Origin of the sequence: Amycolatopsis nivea (assembly GCF_004522235.1) — a bacterium.
In the GTDB taxonomy this organism is placed as follows: Bacteria; Actinomycetota; Actinomycetes; order Mycobacteriales; family Pseudonocardiaceae; genus Amycolatopsis; species Amycolatopsis nivea.
The window spans coordinates 205,248-219,029 of the sequence record NZ_SDLT01000002.1 but is presented as its reverse complement, the minus strand read 5'-3'; the positions used below and the strand labels follow the sequence as shown (position 1 = coordinate 219,029).

15 protein-coding genes are annotated in these 13,782 nt (G+C 69.5%); 4 read left to right on the top strand and 11 right to left on the bottom strand.

All coding sequences use genetic code 11. From position 1 onward, the window contains the following. The first annotated feature begins 42 nt into the window (after positions 1 to 42). Complete coding sequence (locus tag EIZ44_RS03180; protein ID WP_134727679.1) at positions 43 to 1,437, top strand: FAD-binding oxidoreductase; 1,395 nt, start codon at positions 43 to 45, stop codon at positions 1,435 to 1,437. A gap of 63 nt (positions 1,438 to 1,500) precedes the next feature. Here the strand turns inward: EIZ44_RS03180 and EIZ44_RS03175 are convergent, their stop codons facing one another. The 4 genes from EIZ44_RS03175 to EIZ44_RS03160 all read right to left on the bottom strand — a co-directional run bounded on the left by EIZ44_RS03175 (position 1,501) and on the right by EIZ44_RS03160 (position 4,755). Continuing rightward, positions 1,501 to 2,205 carry a DedA family protein gene (locus EIZ44_RS03175; RefSeq protein ID WP_037808826.1) on the bottom strand — a complete coding sequence of 235 codons (705 nt, stop codon included), beginning with the start codon at positions 2,203 to 2,205 and terminating at the stop codon, positions 1,501 to 1,503. Positions 2,206 to 2,346: 141 nt separating this feature from the next. Further along, on the bottom strand, positions 2,347 to 2,904 hold the full coding sequence (locus EIZ44_RS03170) for a hypothetical protein (RefSeq protein WP_134727678.1): 558 nt from the start codon (positions 2,902 to 2,904) through the stop codon (positions 2,347 to 2,349). 32 nt (positions 2,905 to 2,936) lie between these two features. Next, positions 2,937 to 4,127: an N-acetylglucosamine-6-phosphate deacetylase gene (gene nagA / locus EIZ44_RS03165; protein ID WP_043834785.1), complete on the bottom strand. Its 1,191-nt coding sequence runs from the start codon at positions 4,125 to 4,127 to the stop codon at positions 2,937 to 2,939. Positions 4,128 to 4,179: 52 nt separating this feature from the next. Beyond that, positions 4,180 to 4,755, bottom strand: a complete 576-nt coding sequence (locus EIZ44_RS03160; RefSeq protein WP_051172562.1) for a SigE family RNA polymerase sigma factor — start codon at positions 4,753 to 4,755, stop codon at positions 4,180 to 4,182. 197 nt (positions 4,756 to 4,952) lie between these two features. Here EIZ44_RS03160 and EIZ44_RS03155 point away from each other — a divergent pair, with 197 nt between their 5' ends. Next, positions 4,953 to 5,237, top strand: a complete 285-nt coding sequence (locus EIZ44_RS03155; protein ID WP_037808820.1) for a YciI family protein — start codon at positions 4,953 to 4,955, stop codon at positions 5,235 to 5,237. On the opposite strand, the gene EIZ44_RS03150 is transcribed toward EIZ44_RS03155, so the two are convergent. The 4 genes from EIZ44_RS03150 to EIZ44_RS03135 form a co-directional block, all read right to left on the bottom strand. Further along, on the bottom strand, positions 5,234 to 6,232 hold the full coding sequence (locus tag EIZ44_RS03150; protein WP_134727677.1) for a PDR/VanB family oxidoreductase: 999 nt from the start codon (positions 6,230 to 6,232) through the stop codon (positions 5,234 to 5,236). The genes EIZ44_RS03155 and EIZ44_RS03150 overlap by 4 nt on opposite strands. After that, positions 6,229 to 7,089, bottom strand: a complete 861-nt coding sequence (locus tag EIZ44_RS03145) for a metal-dependent hydrolase (protein ID WP_134727676.1) — start codon at positions 7,087 to 7,089, stop codon at positions 6,229 to 6,231. Before EIZ44_RS03145 ends, EIZ44_RS03150 begins: the two co-directional genes overlap by 4 nt. Beyond that, positions 7,086 to 8,555: a flavin-containing monooxygenase gene (locus EIZ44_RS03140; RefSeq protein WP_134727675.1), complete on the bottom strand. Its 1,470-nt coding sequence runs from the start codon at positions 8,553 to 8,555 to the stop codon at positions 7,086 to 7,088. Before EIZ44_RS03140 ends, EIZ44_RS03145 begins: the two co-directional genes overlap by 4 nt. Before the next feature lie 75 nt (positions 8,556 to 8,630). Next, positions 8,631 to 9,398, bottom strand: coding sequence for a helix-turn-helix transcriptional regulator (locus tag EIZ44_RS03135; RefSeq protein WP_167753956.1), 768 nt, complete (start codon positions 9,396 to 9,398; stop codon positions 8,631 to 8,633). Positions 9,399 to 9,467: 69 nt separating this feature from the next. On the opposite strand from EIZ44_RS03135, the gene EIZ44_RS03130 reads away from it, so the two are divergent. Then, the gene (locus EIZ44_RS03130; protein ID WP_134727673.1) at positions 9,468 to 10,511 is read left to right on the top strand and encodes a zinc-binding dehydrogenase; all 1,044 of its coding nucleotides are present in this window, start codon (positions 9,468 to 9,470) and stop codon (positions 10,509 to 10,511) included. On the opposite strand, the gene EIZ44_RS03125 is transcribed toward EIZ44_RS03130, so the two are convergent. From EIZ44_RS03125 to EIZ44_RS03115, 3 genes are all read right to left on the bottom strand, one after another. Beyond that, positions 10,508 to 10,981: a pyridoxamine 5'-phosphate oxidase family protein gene (locus tag EIZ44_RS03125; RefSeq protein WP_134727672.1), complete on the bottom strand. Its 474-nt coding sequence runs from the start codon at positions 10,979 to 10,981 to the stop codon at positions 10,508 to 10,510. The genes EIZ44_RS03130 and EIZ44_RS03125 overlap by 4 nt on opposite strands. Positions 10,982 to 10,989: 8 nt before the next feature. Beyond that, on the bottom strand, positions 10,990 to 11,880 hold the full coding sequence (locus tag EIZ44_RS03120) for an SDR family oxidoreductase (protein ID WP_134727671.1): 891 nt from the start codon (positions 11,878 to 11,880) through the stop codon (positions 10,990 to 10,992). An 81-nt stretch (positions 11,881 to 11,961) separates the two neighbouring features. Then, on the bottom strand, positions 11,962 to 12,876 hold the full coding sequence (locus EIZ44_RS03115; RefSeq protein WP_134727670.1) for an aldo/keto reductase: 915 nt from the start codon (positions 12,874 to 12,876) through the stop codon (positions 11,962 to 11,964). Positions 12,877 to 12,938: 62 nt separating this feature from the next. On the opposite strand from EIZ44_RS03115, the gene EIZ44_RS03110 reads away from it, so the two are divergent. Continuing rightward, entirely contained in the window at positions 12,939 to 13,760 is an 822-nt protein-coding gene (locus tag EIZ44_RS03110) for an LLM class F420-dependent oxidoreductase (protein WP_043834768.1), read from the top strand. Positions 13,761 to 13,782 lie beyond the last annotated feature (22 nt).

Sequence of the window (13,782 nt, the reverse complement as noted above, 5' to 3'; positions counted from 1 at the left end):
TTAATATTCCGCACTGCGGAGATCCCGGTTTACCATGCGGAGATGAGCAACGACGCCCTCCTCCAGCGGCTTCGGGACGACCTCGGCCCGGCCGCGGTGCTCACCGACGCTGACGTCACCGACGCCTACGCGCGCGACATGATGCCGCTCGCTCCCTCGGGAAAACCGTTGGCGGTAGTGCTTCCGGCGGATACCGCGGGAGTGCAGGCGACGGTCCGTGCCTGTGCCGAAGCGAGAGTCCCCATCGTGCCGCGCGGGGCGGGCAGCGGGCTTTCCGGCGCGGCCAACGCGATCGACGGCTGTGTCGTGCTTTCGCTGATGAAACTGAACGAGATCGTCGAGGTCGACGCGGGCAACCGGCTCGCCGTCGTGCAGCCGGGCGTCGTCAACCTCGACTTCCGGTCCGCCGTCGAGAAGCACGGCCTGTTCTATCCGCCCGACCCGTCCAGCTACGACTGGTGCACCATCGGCGGCAACCTCTCCACCAACGCCGGCGGCCTCTGCTGCGTGAAATACGGCGTGACCACCGATTCGGTGCTCGGCCTCGAGGTGGTGCTCGCGGACGGATCGCTGCTGAAAACCGGCCGCCGCACGGTCAAGGGCGTCGCGGGCTACGACCTCACCAAGCTGTTCATCGGCAGCGAAGGCACGCTCGGCGTCATCACCCAGGCGACCGTTTCGCTGCGGCCGCTTCCGCAGGCCCCGGCCACTTTTGTCGCCGGGTTCAACACCACCGAGGCGGCCGGCGAAGCGGTCGCGCGGGCGGTGCGCGAGGGGCTGGTGCCGTCGCTGCTGGAGATCATGGACGCGGCGTCGATCAAGGCGTCCGAGACCTACCTCAACACCGACCTCGGCGCGGGCTCGGACTGTCAGGCCCTGCTGCTCGGCCAGTCCGACGCGGGCGGCGAGGCGGCTCGCCGCGAACTGGCGCTACTCGAGCAGATCTGCACCGACTGCGGCGCGGACCTGGTCTACGCCACGGACGACCTCGAAGAGGGCAAGATGCTGCTGCAGGCCCGCCGCGTCGTGCTGACCGCGCTGGAGACCTACGGCGTCTGGCTCACCGACGACGTCAGCGTGCCCCGCACCCGGATCGCCGAGCTGATCCGCGGCTGCGAACGGATCAGCGAGAAGGTCGGGCTCAAGATCGCCGTCGTCGGCCACGCCGGGGACGGGAACATGCACCCGACCATCGTGTACGCGCCCGATTCCGCGGACGAGTTCGCGCGCGCCCAGCAGGCGTTCGACGAGATCCTCGAAGTCGGCCTGTCGCTCGGCGGCACGGTGACCGGCGAACACGGCGTCGGCAAGATCAAGCGCGAATGGCTCGCCCGCGAAATCGGCCCGGTCGGGATCCGCGTGCACCGGCAGATCAAACAGGCCCTCGACCCGGAGAACCTCTTCAACCCGGGCTCGATGTTCTCGATGACCGACTGAACCCCGAAACAGCGAAGCGGCGTCCGGGAAAGTCCGGACGCCGCTTCGTCGTAGAACCAGGAATCAGTCGCGCACGCGCGGGATCTGCTGCGTGACGTCGGCCGAACCGTCGGCCGGGCGGGCCTTCTTCTCGCGGCGGCTCTTCAGGTACTCGATGGCGATCGGCACCACCGACACCAGCACGATGAGGACGAAGATCGCGTCGACGTTGTCCCGGATGAAGCCGATGTTGCCCAGCAGCGACCCCAGCACGGTGATGCCTGCGGCCCACAGGATGCCGCCGATGACCGTGTACGTGAAGTAGCGCTTCGGGTCCATCCGGCCGATGCCGGCGATCCAGGTGATGAACGTCCGCACGAACGGCACGAACCGGGCCAGCACGACGGCCTTCGGACCGTGTTTTTCCAGGAACGTGTGCGTCTTGTCGACGTACTCCTGCTTGAAGAACTTCGAGTCCGGCCTGCTGAACAGCTTCGGCCCGACGAAGTAGCCGAGGTAGTACCCGACGACGTTGCCCAGCAGCGCGGCGACCGTGACCAGCACGCACACCAGCCACAGCGGAGCCTTCAGCGTGCCGTTCGCGATGAACAGGCCCGCGGTGAAGAGCAGCGAGTCGCCGGGAAGGACCGGGAAGATGCTGCTCTCGATGAAGATGATCAAGCACAGCACGGCGATCACGGGGGCCGTCAGCCCGTTCAGCAGATGCTGCGGGTCCAGCCACGACGGCAGCAGGGACATGGTGGTCACTGTGTTCTGGGCGAGAATCACACCGAAAACGGTACAGGGTGACTCAGGGTGGCCTCATCGGGCAAGGAATCGCAGGTCATCGGTGTGGGATCGGGGTTAAGAACTCGGCCCGGGAGTGCCCCGCGGCAGTGGCCGTCCGGGCAACCGAGGGCGCGGCAGGGCTCAGATCAGCGTCAGCAGGCCGATGACGGACCCGGCGGCGAGACCGAGCAGCACCGCCAGCAGCAGGACCCAGTGCGCGGGCAGCGGGCCGTTCTGCGCTGCCTGGGCGGGGCGCCGGACAGTCGCGTCGGCGGACCCGACCGGCGGGATCGAGCCGGTGGTGCCGGGCGAGGTGTCGGCCGCGTCGAGGGCGGCGCGTTCGCGGGCGAGCGAGTCGGCGCCCGCGCCGGACAGCAGGCCGTAGTTGGGCGGCAGTTCGGTGGTCGGGCCGGTCTGCGACGGCGCGCCGGTCTGGGCCGAGGCGCCGAACGAACCGGTGCCGGATGCCGGAGCGGCACCGAACGAACCGGTTCCGGCGGTACCGGGGCCGGAGATGCCGGGACCGCCTGCCGCGCTGAACGAGCCCGTGCCGGACGCGCCGGGCTGGACCGAGCCGGTGCCCGAAGCTTCCGAAGCAGCCTGGTCTTCCGCTGGATTCGGCAGGACGTGCGGAGCGAAGACGGCTTGTGCACGCAGCGCGTCGGCCAGTAACCGTTCCGGGTCTTTCGGCTCGCTCATCCGCTCCGTCCGCCTGTCGAAGTGCTAGCTCGTCACGTACTCAAGGTAGCCCGGCCCGCCTCGGCCACCCATTCGCCCCGGTGCAGTACCCGGGACGGGCGCAGGTCGTCGTCCAGGATCACGGCGTCCGCGGCGAGGCCGGGGCGCAGTGCGCCGGTGCGGTCGGCGATGCCGAGCAGTTCGGCCGGTCGCGCCGACGTCGCCCGGACGGCGTCCAGTACGTCGAGTTTCGCACCCTTCACCAGGTTGCGGAAGGCGTTGTCCATGGTCAGCGTGCTTCCGGCGAGCGAACCGTTGTCCAGGGTGGCGACGCCGTCGTGGACGTCGACCTCCAGCCTGCCCAGCGTGTAGCGGCCGTCGGCGGCGTCGGTGGCCGACATGGCGTCGGTGATCAGCACCGTCCGGCCGCGGCCCGCGTGCTGCGCGGCCAGCCGCACGACCGTCGGGTGCAGGTGGACCAGGTCGCAGATCAGCTCGACCGTCACGCGCTCGTCGTCGAGCAGCACGCCGACCGGACCCGGCTCGCGGTGGTGCAGCGGGCGCATGCCGTTGAACAGGTGGGTGGCGACCGTCGCGCCGGCGTCGATGGCCGGAACCAGCTGGTCGGCGACCCCGTCGGTGTGGCCGATCGCGGCGATCACGCCGGATTCGGCGAGCTGCCGGACCGCCTTGACGCCGCCGTGCAGCTCGGGCGCGAGCGTGACCATCCGGATGGCGCCGTGCCCGGCGCGCAGCAGCTTCTCGACGGTCCCGGTGTCCGGTTCACGCAGAGTGTCCGGATCGTGGGCACCGCAGCGCGCGCGCGAGATGAACGGGCCCTCCAGGTGGATGCCCGCGAGGTCGCCCTCCTGCACGAGTTCGCGCAGCGCGGCGATCTGTTCGGTGAGCAGGTCGATCGGGTCGGAGACCAGGCTCGCGAGCATGGTGGTGGTGCCGTGCCGCCGGTGCGCGCGGACCGCGGTGCGGATCTCGTCCGGGTCGAGCGTCGAGAACGACGCGCCGCCGCCGCCGTGGCAGTGGGTGTCCACGAAACCGGGCACGACCAGCGCCCCGGCGACGTCGACCGTGGCGGCGTCCGGGCTGCTCGGGGGCGTTCCGGTGCCTACCGCGGCGATCTGTCCGCCGGACACGGCGAGCCAGCCGTCGTCGAGTACGCGGTCCGGGGCCACGACGCGGCCGCCCGTGATGACGAAGTCTCCGGGGTGCTTCACGCGGTCCAGCATATATTGGTCTGGACCAAGGAGGGTCGACCAGCGCGAGATTGGTCCGCCCAGGTCACTGAGGCGGCTGCATTGCCTTCTGCAACGCTTCCAGCGCCCGGCTGGCGGTTGACTTCACGGTGCCCTTCGAAATGCCCGCGGCTTCCGAAATCTCCGCTTCGCTCAGCCCGCCGTAGTAGCGCAGCACGAGCACCTCGCGCTGGCGCGGCGGAAGCTTCGACAGGGCGTTGACCACGGCCTGGTGCTCGCTGGAGAGCATCGCGAGGCTTTCCGCGGACCGGGCGTTCACCGCGTGCGGGGGCACGTACTCGCGGGCGGTCTTGCGCCGGCGCAGCACACTGCGCGATCCGTTGACCACCGCGGTGCGCAGGTAGCCGACGGCCGCGGCGGCGTCGCGCAGCCTGCCCCAGTTGCGGTGCAGGCCGGTGAACGCCTCCTGCACGACGTCTTCGGCCGTGGCCGGCTCGTCGACCAGCAGGATGGCCAGCCGGACCAGCCGCATCCGGTGCTGCCGGTAGAGGTCTTCCAGGTTCAACGGGGCGGTCGGCGGCTGCGCCGGGACCGGCCCGTCCATGGTCCGCAGGTGGCCGAGGGTCGCCTCGACGCTGCGTTCCGCGTTCCCCTCCAGCATGTATCCCCGCCTGTCCTCGACGTGTCCGCTCCGCAGGCCCCAACGCGTGCGCGATAGGCACAGCGTGCACACAGGTTCCGCCCGCGCCTAGCCTATCGGGTTGGCCTCCCGCTGCCACCGCTCGCATGGTGCGTCCGCCCGGCTGTCACCGGTAGCGTCTGCGGCGTCACTGTCGTGCTCACCCCAGGAGTAAGCGCATGGCCTGGTACCTCGTCGAAATCCGCTATGTCCAGGAGAAGCTGGCCGACGTCCGGCCGCGGCACCGGGACTACCTGAAAGAGCACGTCGAGGCAGGCCGCGTCGCGGTGGCCGGTCCGCTCGCCGACAACTCCGGCGGGCTGGTGCTCTGGCAGGCCGAGGACGAGGCGGCGCTGGCAGAGCTGATCGACAACGACCCGTACGCGCTCGAAGGCGTCGTGGCCGAGCGCAGCGTCCGCGAGTTCAAGCCGCTGCTCGGCGACTGGGTTCCGCCGCAGAACTAAAGCTCCAGGACGGCGGGCCCGCGGTCGACGCAGATCCGCACGCGCCCGCCGTCTTCGGCCGCCACCTCGCAGGTGCCGCAGAAGCCCTGGCGACACGAGTACGGCACGTCTGGCAGCACCTCGCGCACCACGTCGAGCGTGGAGCGGTCGGCAGGCACGTCGAGGGTGCGGCCGCTGCGGCGCAGCACCACGCGGAACGGTTCGCCGTCCACGATCGGCGGCGGCGAGAACCGTTCGAAGTAGACCGCGGTCGCGCCCGTGCGGGCCAGGTCGACGCGGACGCCGGTGATCATCGGCACCGGGCCGCAGCAGTACACCGACGCGCCCTCGGGCATTTCCTCCAGCAGTTCCGCGCCGGACGCCGGGATGCCGAACTCCGTGTCCGGCCGGACCCGCACTCGCTCGGCGGGAAGCTCGTCGAGGAACGGCATCGATTCACGAGAACGGCCGGTGTAAACCAGCCGCCAATCCGCGCCGATCTCCTGCGCACGGCGCACCATCGGCAGGATCGGCGTGATCCCGATTCCGCCCGCCACGAAGTGATACGCGGGTGCGGCGACGAACGGAAAAGCATTGCGCGGCCCGCGCGCGGTGACGCGGGTTCCGGCGGTGAGCGCGTGCACCTCGGCGGACGCGGAACCGATGTGCCGCACGGCAATCCGGTAGTGCGACAGGTCCGAAGGCGAACCGCACAGGGAATACTGCCGCACTGTTCCGGAAGGCAGGATGAAATCGATATGCGCGCCGGGACGCCACGCGGGCAACGGTGTCGAGTCCGGTCGTACGAGCCGAAGACTCACCACGCCGTCGGCTTCGGCGCGCACGGCGTCGACGACCAACGGCAGCCGACGGTCGACCTCCCGCACCGGCGGGCGCCGTCGCCCGGAAACCTCGGCCAGCTTTCGATAAGCCGCGCCGACCGCGACCAAAGTGGACATCAGCCGGTCGCGCCTGCCGCTGCCGTCGAGTCGGGGCGGGAACTGCGGTGCGGTCATCGCGGAGCGTCGGCGGCCTTGGCCGCGGGCGAACTCGCCAGGTACGCCACCGCCTGGTCGGTGTTGCCGGTTTCGGTGGGGTGATAGGACTTCCGGAAGTACGGCCGGATCTCGTGCAGCAGTTCGCGCGGTCCGGGCAAGAAGCCTTGCCGGGCGGCGCGCCGGTAGGCCCGCCAGCTGGTGCGGCCGGGACGCGTCGGGTCGTTCTTCATCAGGAACCGGGTGCCGCGCAGGAAAATCCACGCCAGCACCGGCGTCACCACGAGCATCGAACGCACTCGGCGACCGTAGCGGCCGTCGAGGTGGCAGAACAGGTCGTAAGCCACCGACCGGTGCTCGACCTCCTCCGCGCCGTGCCAGCGAAGGAGATCCAGCATCGTCGCGTCCGCGCCTGCCGCGTCGAGTTCCTTCGCGTCGAGGATCCACTGGCCGAGAAACGCCGTGTAGTGCTCGATCGCCGCGACCAGCGCGAGCCGTTCGATCAGCCACTCCCGGCTCGACCCCGGCCGGTCGCCGAGCAGCCGCCGGAACATCCACTCCATCTGCGCGATGTAGGGCCGCACGGAAACCCCGGCGGACTCCAGGTGTTCGGCCGCGCCGTCGTGCGCGACGGCGTGCATCGCCTCCTGGCCGATGAACCCGAGCACGTCCTCCTTGAGCCGCTCGTCGCGGATCAGCGGGACGGCCTGCTTGAACACCTCGACGAACCAGCGTTCGCCCTCGGGCAGCGCCAGGTGCAGCACGTTGATGCTGTGCGTGGCCTGCGGCTGCCCGGGAATCCAGTGCATCGGCAGCTTCGACCAGTCGAACTCCACGTCGCGCGCGTGGAGCACGATCTGTTCGTGGTCGGCACTCATGACCGGCCGCTCAGCTCGTAATCGCTCGGCTCGACGCGCCGCGTCTCCAGCCAGTACCGCCAGGTGAAGCCGGGCCAGATGGTCCGGTTGACGCCCTTCGCGTCGAGGTACCAGCTCTTGCAGCCGCCCTGGGTCCACACGCCCTTGACGAGCTTGTCCTGGATCTGTTCCTGGAATTCGTCCTGCACCGACGGCCGCACGTCGAGCGCCGCCGCGCCGCGGGAATCGGCCAGCCGGATCGCGTCGACCACGTAGCGGGACTGCGATTCGATCATGAACACCACGGAGTTGTGGCCGAGCGCGGTGTTCGGGCCGAGCAGGAAGAACAGGTTGGGGAACCCGGACACGGTGATCCCCTTGTGCGTCTGGATCCCTTCGGTGGCCCAGGTTTTCGCCAGATCGCGGCCGCCGACGCCGGTGATGTCGAGGTACTCCAGCGCGTCGGTCACCTTGAAACCGGTGCCGTAGATGATCGCGTCGACCTCGTGCTCGACCCCGGCGGTGTCGACGATGCTGTGCGCACGGACCTCGGCGACACCGTCGGTGACGACATCGACATTCGGTCGGTCCAGCGCGGGGAAGTAGTCATTCGACAGCAGGACGCGTTTGCAGCCCATCGTGTAGTCGGGCGTGACTTTCCGGCGCAGCGCGGGGTTTTTGATGCCCTTCGCGATGTGCCTGCGCGCGAGGATTTCGGCGGCCTGCATGAGTTTCGGGTGCCCGTTGAACCCGATCGCGCGGGATTCGAGCATCCAGTACAACGCGTTGCGGTACAGCCGCTGCGTGCCCGGAACGCGCTTGAACAACTGCCGTGCCCAGCCCGGCATTGCGTGGTCCGGCTTCGGCATGATCCACGGCGGCGTGCGCTGGAACAGCGTCAATTCGCCGACCTCGGGCGCGATCTTCGGCACGAACTGCACCGCGCTCGCGCCGGTGCCGATCACCGCGACCCGCTTGCCCGCCAGGTCGAACTCGTGGTTCCACTGCGCCGAATGCCAGGTCTGGCCCTTGAACTTGGCGATGCCCGGCAGTTTCGGGATCTGCGGGATGTGCAGTCCGCCGACGCCGGCGACGAGGAACTGCGCGGAAAACTCGGCGCCGCCCTTGGTTTCCACTGTCCAGCGGCGTTCGCCCTCGTCCCAGTGCGCGCCGGTGATCTCGGTGCCGAACCGGATCTTGTCGCGCAACCGGTACTTGTCGGCGACGCCCTTGAGGTAGTCGAAGATCTCCGGCTGCGGCGAGAACGACCGGCTCCAGTCCGGGTTCTGCGCGTAGGAGAACGAGTACATGTGCGACTGCACGTCGCACGCGCAGCCCGGGTACGAGTTGTCCCGCCAGGTGCCGCCGACCTCGTCGGCTTTCTCCAGGATCACGTAGTCCCGGATGCCCGCTTTTTCGAGCTGGATCGCCTGGCCGAGCCCGGAAAACCCGGTGCCCACGATCACGACCTTGAACCGCTCGGTCATCTTGTCGGCCTCCGCTGCGCTGGGGGTCTGGCAGCGTTGATGTTACCTCAGGTAACAGTTACTTCAAAGTACTTCCTACTCGTCAGTACCACTCGGCAGCCGATAGACCACCAACGTCTGCTCCGGACGCTCGGCCACGTGGAACGCGGCGTGCGTCGCCGTCACCACGCCGAGCCTTGGATGCCGAAAGCGCTTCTGACCTGCGTGGCTGAACTGGATTTCGTAATGCGGCCACCACTCGCGCACCTCGGGGCTCGCCTCGGTCAACTCGGCCACCAGCCGGGTCACGCGCGGGTGGTCGGGATGCCGTCCGGCGATCGCGCGCAGCCGGGCCAGGATGTTGCGCGCCTCCTGCTCCCAGTCGACCAGGACCTCCCGCGCGGCGGGCTCGGTGAACATCCAGCGGACGACGTTCGCGCCCGGCTCGATGTTCCGGAACAGCTCCGCGGCGGCGTCGTTGTACGCGAGCAGGTCGTAGCAGATGCCGGTGACGTACGCGGGGTTGTCGCCCAGCATCGCCGGGACGCCCGCGACCTCGGGCGCGGCTTCCTCGGGCGCGTCCTCGGCAGTGGCTCCGCCATCGGCGAGCCGGCGAAGGTGTTCCTGCTCGGCGCTGGTCAGCCGCAGTGCCCGGGCTAGGGCGTCGAGCACCTGGTCGGAAGGACGGACGTCGCGGCCCTGTTCGAGATAGGTGAGCCAGGTGGCGCTGATTCCGGCCAGCAGAGCCAGTTCTTCGCGGCGCAATCCGGGCGTGCGGCGGCGGCCGGTGACCGGCAGGCCCGCGTCGGCCGGGGCGATCCGCTCGCGGCGGCTGCGCAGGAAGGTGCCCAGTTCGACGCTCACCCTAGAACCTCCAGTACCAGAATAACGCGATTCTGGATACCAGCTTAACGGCGCGCGAGGCTGGGTCCTATGCGAGCTTGGAATGTCGACGCACAAGGCCTGCGTCTCTCTGAACTGCCGGAACCCGCTCTCCAGGGCGGTGGCGTCGTCGTGGAGGTGCTCGCCGCGCACGTCCCGGCCTACACGAAGGCGGTGGTGACGGGCGGGCGCGGCGGCCTGCCGGTCCCGCTGGTCCTCGGCCCCTCGTGCATCGGACGCGTGACCGACGTCGCGCCGGACGTCTTCCACGTCGAGCCGGGCGACATCGTGCTGGACACAGCGCTGCTCAACGCGGGCGACGGCGACGAGATCCTGGTCGGCTGGGTCGGCCTCGGCGCTGCCGGCCGCAACGAGCGCGCGGACCGCATGCACGAGGTGTGGCATGACGGCACCTTCGCGGAGAAAGCTTTGTGCGCCAAGGAAACGATGATCAAGCTGCCCGGTGCCGAGAATTACCCGGACCCGGCGCGGCTGGCGTTTCTGCCGTGGCTTTGCGTTGCCGCCGCTGGCCTGCACACCGCGGGTCCGCTGGCCGGACGCGACGTCGCGGTGATCGGTGCGACCGGTCAGATGGGCGGCGCGGCAGTGCTGCTGGCGCTGGCGGAAGGCGCGGCGACGGTGACGGCGGTGGGGCGCAACAAAGTGGCGCTCGACCGCTTGGCTGAACTCGACCCGCGCGTGCGCACCCACCAGCTGACCGGCGATCGGGCGACGGACGCAGCGGCGATCGGCCCGGTGGACGTAGCCCTCGACGCTCTCGGTGCCACCCCGACGGCGGACGCGACGATGGCCGCCTACGACTGCCTTCGGGTACGCGGCACCCTGGTGCTCGTCGGCGGCGTACGCCAGGAGTTGACCATTCCGTACGGCGAATTCATGCACCGCAGGCTCACCCTGCGCGGCTCTTGGATGAGCGACGACGAGACGGTGCGGACGGTGTGGAGCCTCGTCCGCTCAGGCGCGCTGGACCTCTCCGCCGTGGAACTCCTGAAGGTGGGCCTCGACGATCCGGAATCCGCTCTCGATCTGGCGGAAGGCACTTCCGGGCTGAGCTTCGTCGCGCTCGTGCCCTAGTAGACGCCGCCGAGTTTCGAGTGGTCCCAGCTCGCGATCTTCGTCGGACGCAGGATCAGCCCGACCCGCTTGGGCGCCTGCCGTTCGATGAAGGTCCGCAGCTCGTCGGGCACCGGCGCGCCCGGTTCGGCCCCGGAGTAGCGCATCATCAGCGCGATCCCCATCGCCGTGACCTGCTCGGTGTCCTCGACGAACTCGACGTCCGCCTCGAACGAAAGCCCGCGCAGCTGGTCGTACGAATCGCCGCTTTCGATCAGCACGGTCGCCTCGGGCAGCCGGCGCAGGTTCTTCGCCTTCTGCGAGGTGCCGTAAGTCCACGTCGCGACCCCGCCCTCCTGCGGGTAGTACCAGAGGGCGGTGAGGTGCGGCCTGCCGTTCGGGCCGACCGAGGCCACGTTGATGACCTTCTGCTCGGCCAGGTAGGCCTGCACCTCGTCCGGCTTCATCCGGATCTGGTCGCGACGGGACATGACGCTCCTCAGCTGCGCTTGGTGGCCGCGCGTCCGCCGTGGCCGGTGACCGACGCTTCGAACGCGCCGCGCTCCTCGACGTCCTTCAGCGCGGCCCGGTCCGCCGCAGGCACCCGCGTCCGCGCGCCGAGTTCGACGATCGGCGGCAGGAACGAGCGCAGCAGCTTCAGGCCGCCGACCCAGCGTGGCACGTGGATCGTCCGCGCGCGGCGCAGAATCCCGGCCTCCAGGTCGTCGAGCGCGACGTCCAGCGGGTACGTCTTGCCGAGCAGGCCCGGCATCCCGGCGCGCAGCTTGCCGAACACCGGGTGCGCGTCGGCGCTTTCGACCAGGTTGGTGCGGATCCAGGTGGGGTGCGCGACGCCGACCTTCACGCCGAGGTGCGCGACCTCCGCGCGGAGGCTGTTGCAGAACGCCTCGACGCCCGCCTTCGCGGCGGCGTAGTTCGCCATGCCCGGCGCGTGCGTGATCGCGGCGAGCGAGGAGATACCGAGCAGGTAGCCGCGGCGTTCGATCACGTGCGGCATCGTGACGCGGAACGTGCGCCACACGCCGAGCAGGTCGACCTCGATCACCCGCTCGAACGCGGTGCGGTCCACCGAGCGCACGAATCCGGCGGTCGCGATGCCCGCGTTGGCGATGACGATGTCGATGCCGCCGAAGTGCTCGACCACGCCCTCGGTGACGCGCTCGAGGTCGTCCCAGCTGGTCACGTCGGCTTCCCAGGACTTCGCGTTCGGTCCGATCCGCTTGGCGACCGCTTCCTGTTCGTCGGCCTCGAGCCCGACGAGCGCGACCTTGGCTCCGCGCGCGGCGAGCCGCTCGGCCAGGCCGGCTCCGATCCCGCGAGCGGCTCCGGTGATGAGCACGACCTTGCCGTCGACCTGCTTCTGAGCCACGGTGCCCTCCTGAGCCGGTTTTGCCTGTCCGGAGGGCACCGTACAACAACCTACCCGCAGTAAGCTACTGTTCGGTAAGTATCAGTTCGACGCTTCGCCCAAAGCGGTGAGTTCGGCGTCGGTCAGGGTCAGCTCGACCGAAGCGAGCAGGTCAACGAGCTGCTCCGGGGTCCGCGCGCTGGCGATCGGCGCGGCGACGGTCGGCTGCTGGCGGAGCCACGCGAGCGAGACGCTGGCGACCGAGGTCTGGTGCGCGGCGGCCACCTCGTCCAGCGCGGCGAGCACCCGTTCGCCCCGGGCGTCGAGGTAGGCCAGCGCCCGCGGGGCACGCGGCGAGTCGCCCGGTTCGTCCTTCGAACGGTACTTTCCGGTGAGGAATCCCTTGGCTAGTCCGAAATACGGCAGCGTCGCCAGGTTCTCCTTGGCGACGAGCGGGGCCAGTTCTCGTTCGTAGTCGCGCTCGACCAGGTTGTAATGCGGTTGCAGGGCAACGTATCGGGCGAGCCCGTTCCGGTCCGAAATGGACAATGCGGAGGCGAGCCGGTCCGGCTCGTAGTTGGAGGCCGCGATGTAGCGGACCTTGCCGTCGCGGACGAGCTGGTCGAACGCGCCGAGGGTTTCTTCCTGCGGGGTGTCGAGGTCGTCGATGTGCGCGTAGTACAGGTCGATGTGGTCGGTTCGGAGGCGCTGCAACGATTCGTCGACCGCCGCGGCGATGTTCTTCGCGGAGAGGCCGGGCCGCTGGTCTCCCCCGCCGACCTTGGTGGCGATGACGATGTCGTCGCGGCGGCCGCGCTTGGCGAGCCAGTTGCCGATGATCGTTTCGGAACCGCCCCCGCCGCCGTAGATGTTGGCGGTGTCGAGGAAGTTGCCGCCGGCCGCGGTGTACGCGTCGAGAACAGCGAATGACGTGGGTTCGTCCGCGGTGTTGCCGAAGACGTTGCAGCCGAGGTTGAGGCCGTGGATGTCCAATTCCGTGGTGCCGAGCTTCGTCATGCTTTCGAACCTAATCCGGCCGGGACGGGAGGAAAACCGGGTTCTCGCGCGTTGGGCGGGACATGGCTATCGAACTGGGCAAGCTAGGTGTGTGGCGGATGTCGACCGCGGTGGACAGCGCGTTCGCCGCCGAGGTGGAGAAACTGGGCTACGGCACGATCTGGCTCGGCGGGTCTCCCGGCGGCGACCTGGCGATCGTCGACGAACTGCTGGCCGCGACCGAGGGGATCAAGATCGCCACCGGGATCGTCAACATCTGGGCCGACGCGCCCGAGGACATCGCGCGGGCGTTCCATCGCATCGAGGGCAAGCACCCGGGACGGTTCCTGCTCGGCGTCGGCGCGGGCCACCGCGAGCACACGCAGGAGTACAAGAAGCCGTACGCGGCGCTGGTCGACTACCTCGACGCGCTCGACGCGGCCGGGGTGCCCACGCAGTCGCGCGCGCTGGCCGCACTCGGCCCGAAGGTGCTCGAACTCGCCCGCGACCGCACCGCGGCCGCGCATCCGTACCTGACCACCCCGGAGCACACCCGGGCGGCGCGGGAGCTCCTCGGTGCTGGAGCCGTGCTCGCCCCCGAGCAGAAGGTCGTCTTCGACACCGATCCGGAGCGGGCGCGCGAGACCGGCCGCAAGACGGTGCAGTTCTATCTCGGCCTGTCCAACTACACCGCGAACCTGCTCAAGCACGGCTTCTCCGAGGAGGACATCGCGGGGAAGGGCAGCGACCGGCTGATCGACGCGCTGGCCGTCCACGGCGACGGAAAAGCGCTGGCCAAGGGCCTGCAGGCGCACCTCGACGCGGGGGCTGAGCACGTCAGCGTGCAGTCGCTGGACGACGATCCGTTCCCTGCCTACCGGGCAATCGCGGCGGAGCTGCTCTGAATCGCTCCAGTCGGTTTCGTCT

Excerpts from the sequence above, each read along its gene's own strand:
- EIZ44_RS03180 (WP_134727679.1), top strand. The coding sequence starts at position 43 with ATGAGCAACGACGCCCTCCTCCAGCGGCTTCGGGACGACCTCGGCCCG.
- EIZ44_RS03170 (WP_134727678.1), bottom strand. The coding sequence starts at position 2,904 with ATGAGCGAGCCGAAAGACCCGGAACGGTTACTGGCCGACGCGCTGCGT.
- nagA (WP_043834785.1), bottom strand. The coding sequence starts at position 4,127 with ATGCTGGACCGCGTGAAGCACCCCGGAGACTTCGTCATCACGGGCGGC.
- EIZ44_RS03160 (WP_051172562.1), bottom strand. The coding sequence starts at position 4,755 with ATGCTGGAGGGGAACGCGGAACGCAGCGTCGAGGCGACCCTCGGCCAC.
- EIZ44_RS03155 (WP_037808820.1), top strand. The coding sequence starts at position 4,953 with ATGGCCTGGTACCTCGTCGAAATCCGCTATGTCCAGGAGAAGCTGGCC.
- EIZ44_RS03150 (WP_134727677.1), bottom strand. The coding sequence starts at position 6,232 with ATGACCGCACCGCAGTTCCCGCCCCGACTCGACGGCAGCGGCAGGCGC.
- EIZ44_RS03145 (WP_134727676.1), bottom strand. The coding sequence starts at position 7,089 with ATGAGTGCCGACCACGAACAGATCGTGCTCCACGCGCGCGACGTGGAG.
- EIZ44_RS03140 (WP_134727675.1), bottom strand. The coding sequence starts at position 8,555 with ATGACCGAGCGGTTCAAGGTCGTGATCGTGGGCACCGGGTTTTCCGGG.
- EIZ44_RS03130 (WP_134727673.1), top strand. The coding sequence starts at position 9,468 with ATGCGAGCTTGGAATGTCGACGCACAAGGCCTGCGTCTCTCTGAACTG.
- EIZ44_RS03125 (WP_134727672.1), bottom strand. The coding sequence starts at position 10,981 with ATGTCCCGTCGCGACCAGATCCGGATGAAGCCGGACGAGGTGCAGGCC.
- EIZ44_RS03115 (WP_134727670.1), bottom strand. The coding sequence starts at position 12,876 with ATGACGAAGCTCGGCACCACGGAATTGGACATCCACGGCCTCAACCTC.
- EIZ44_RS03110 (WP_043834768.1), top strand. The coding sequence starts at position 12,939 with ATGGCTATCGAACTGGGCAAGCTAGGTGTGTGGCGGATGTCGACCGCG.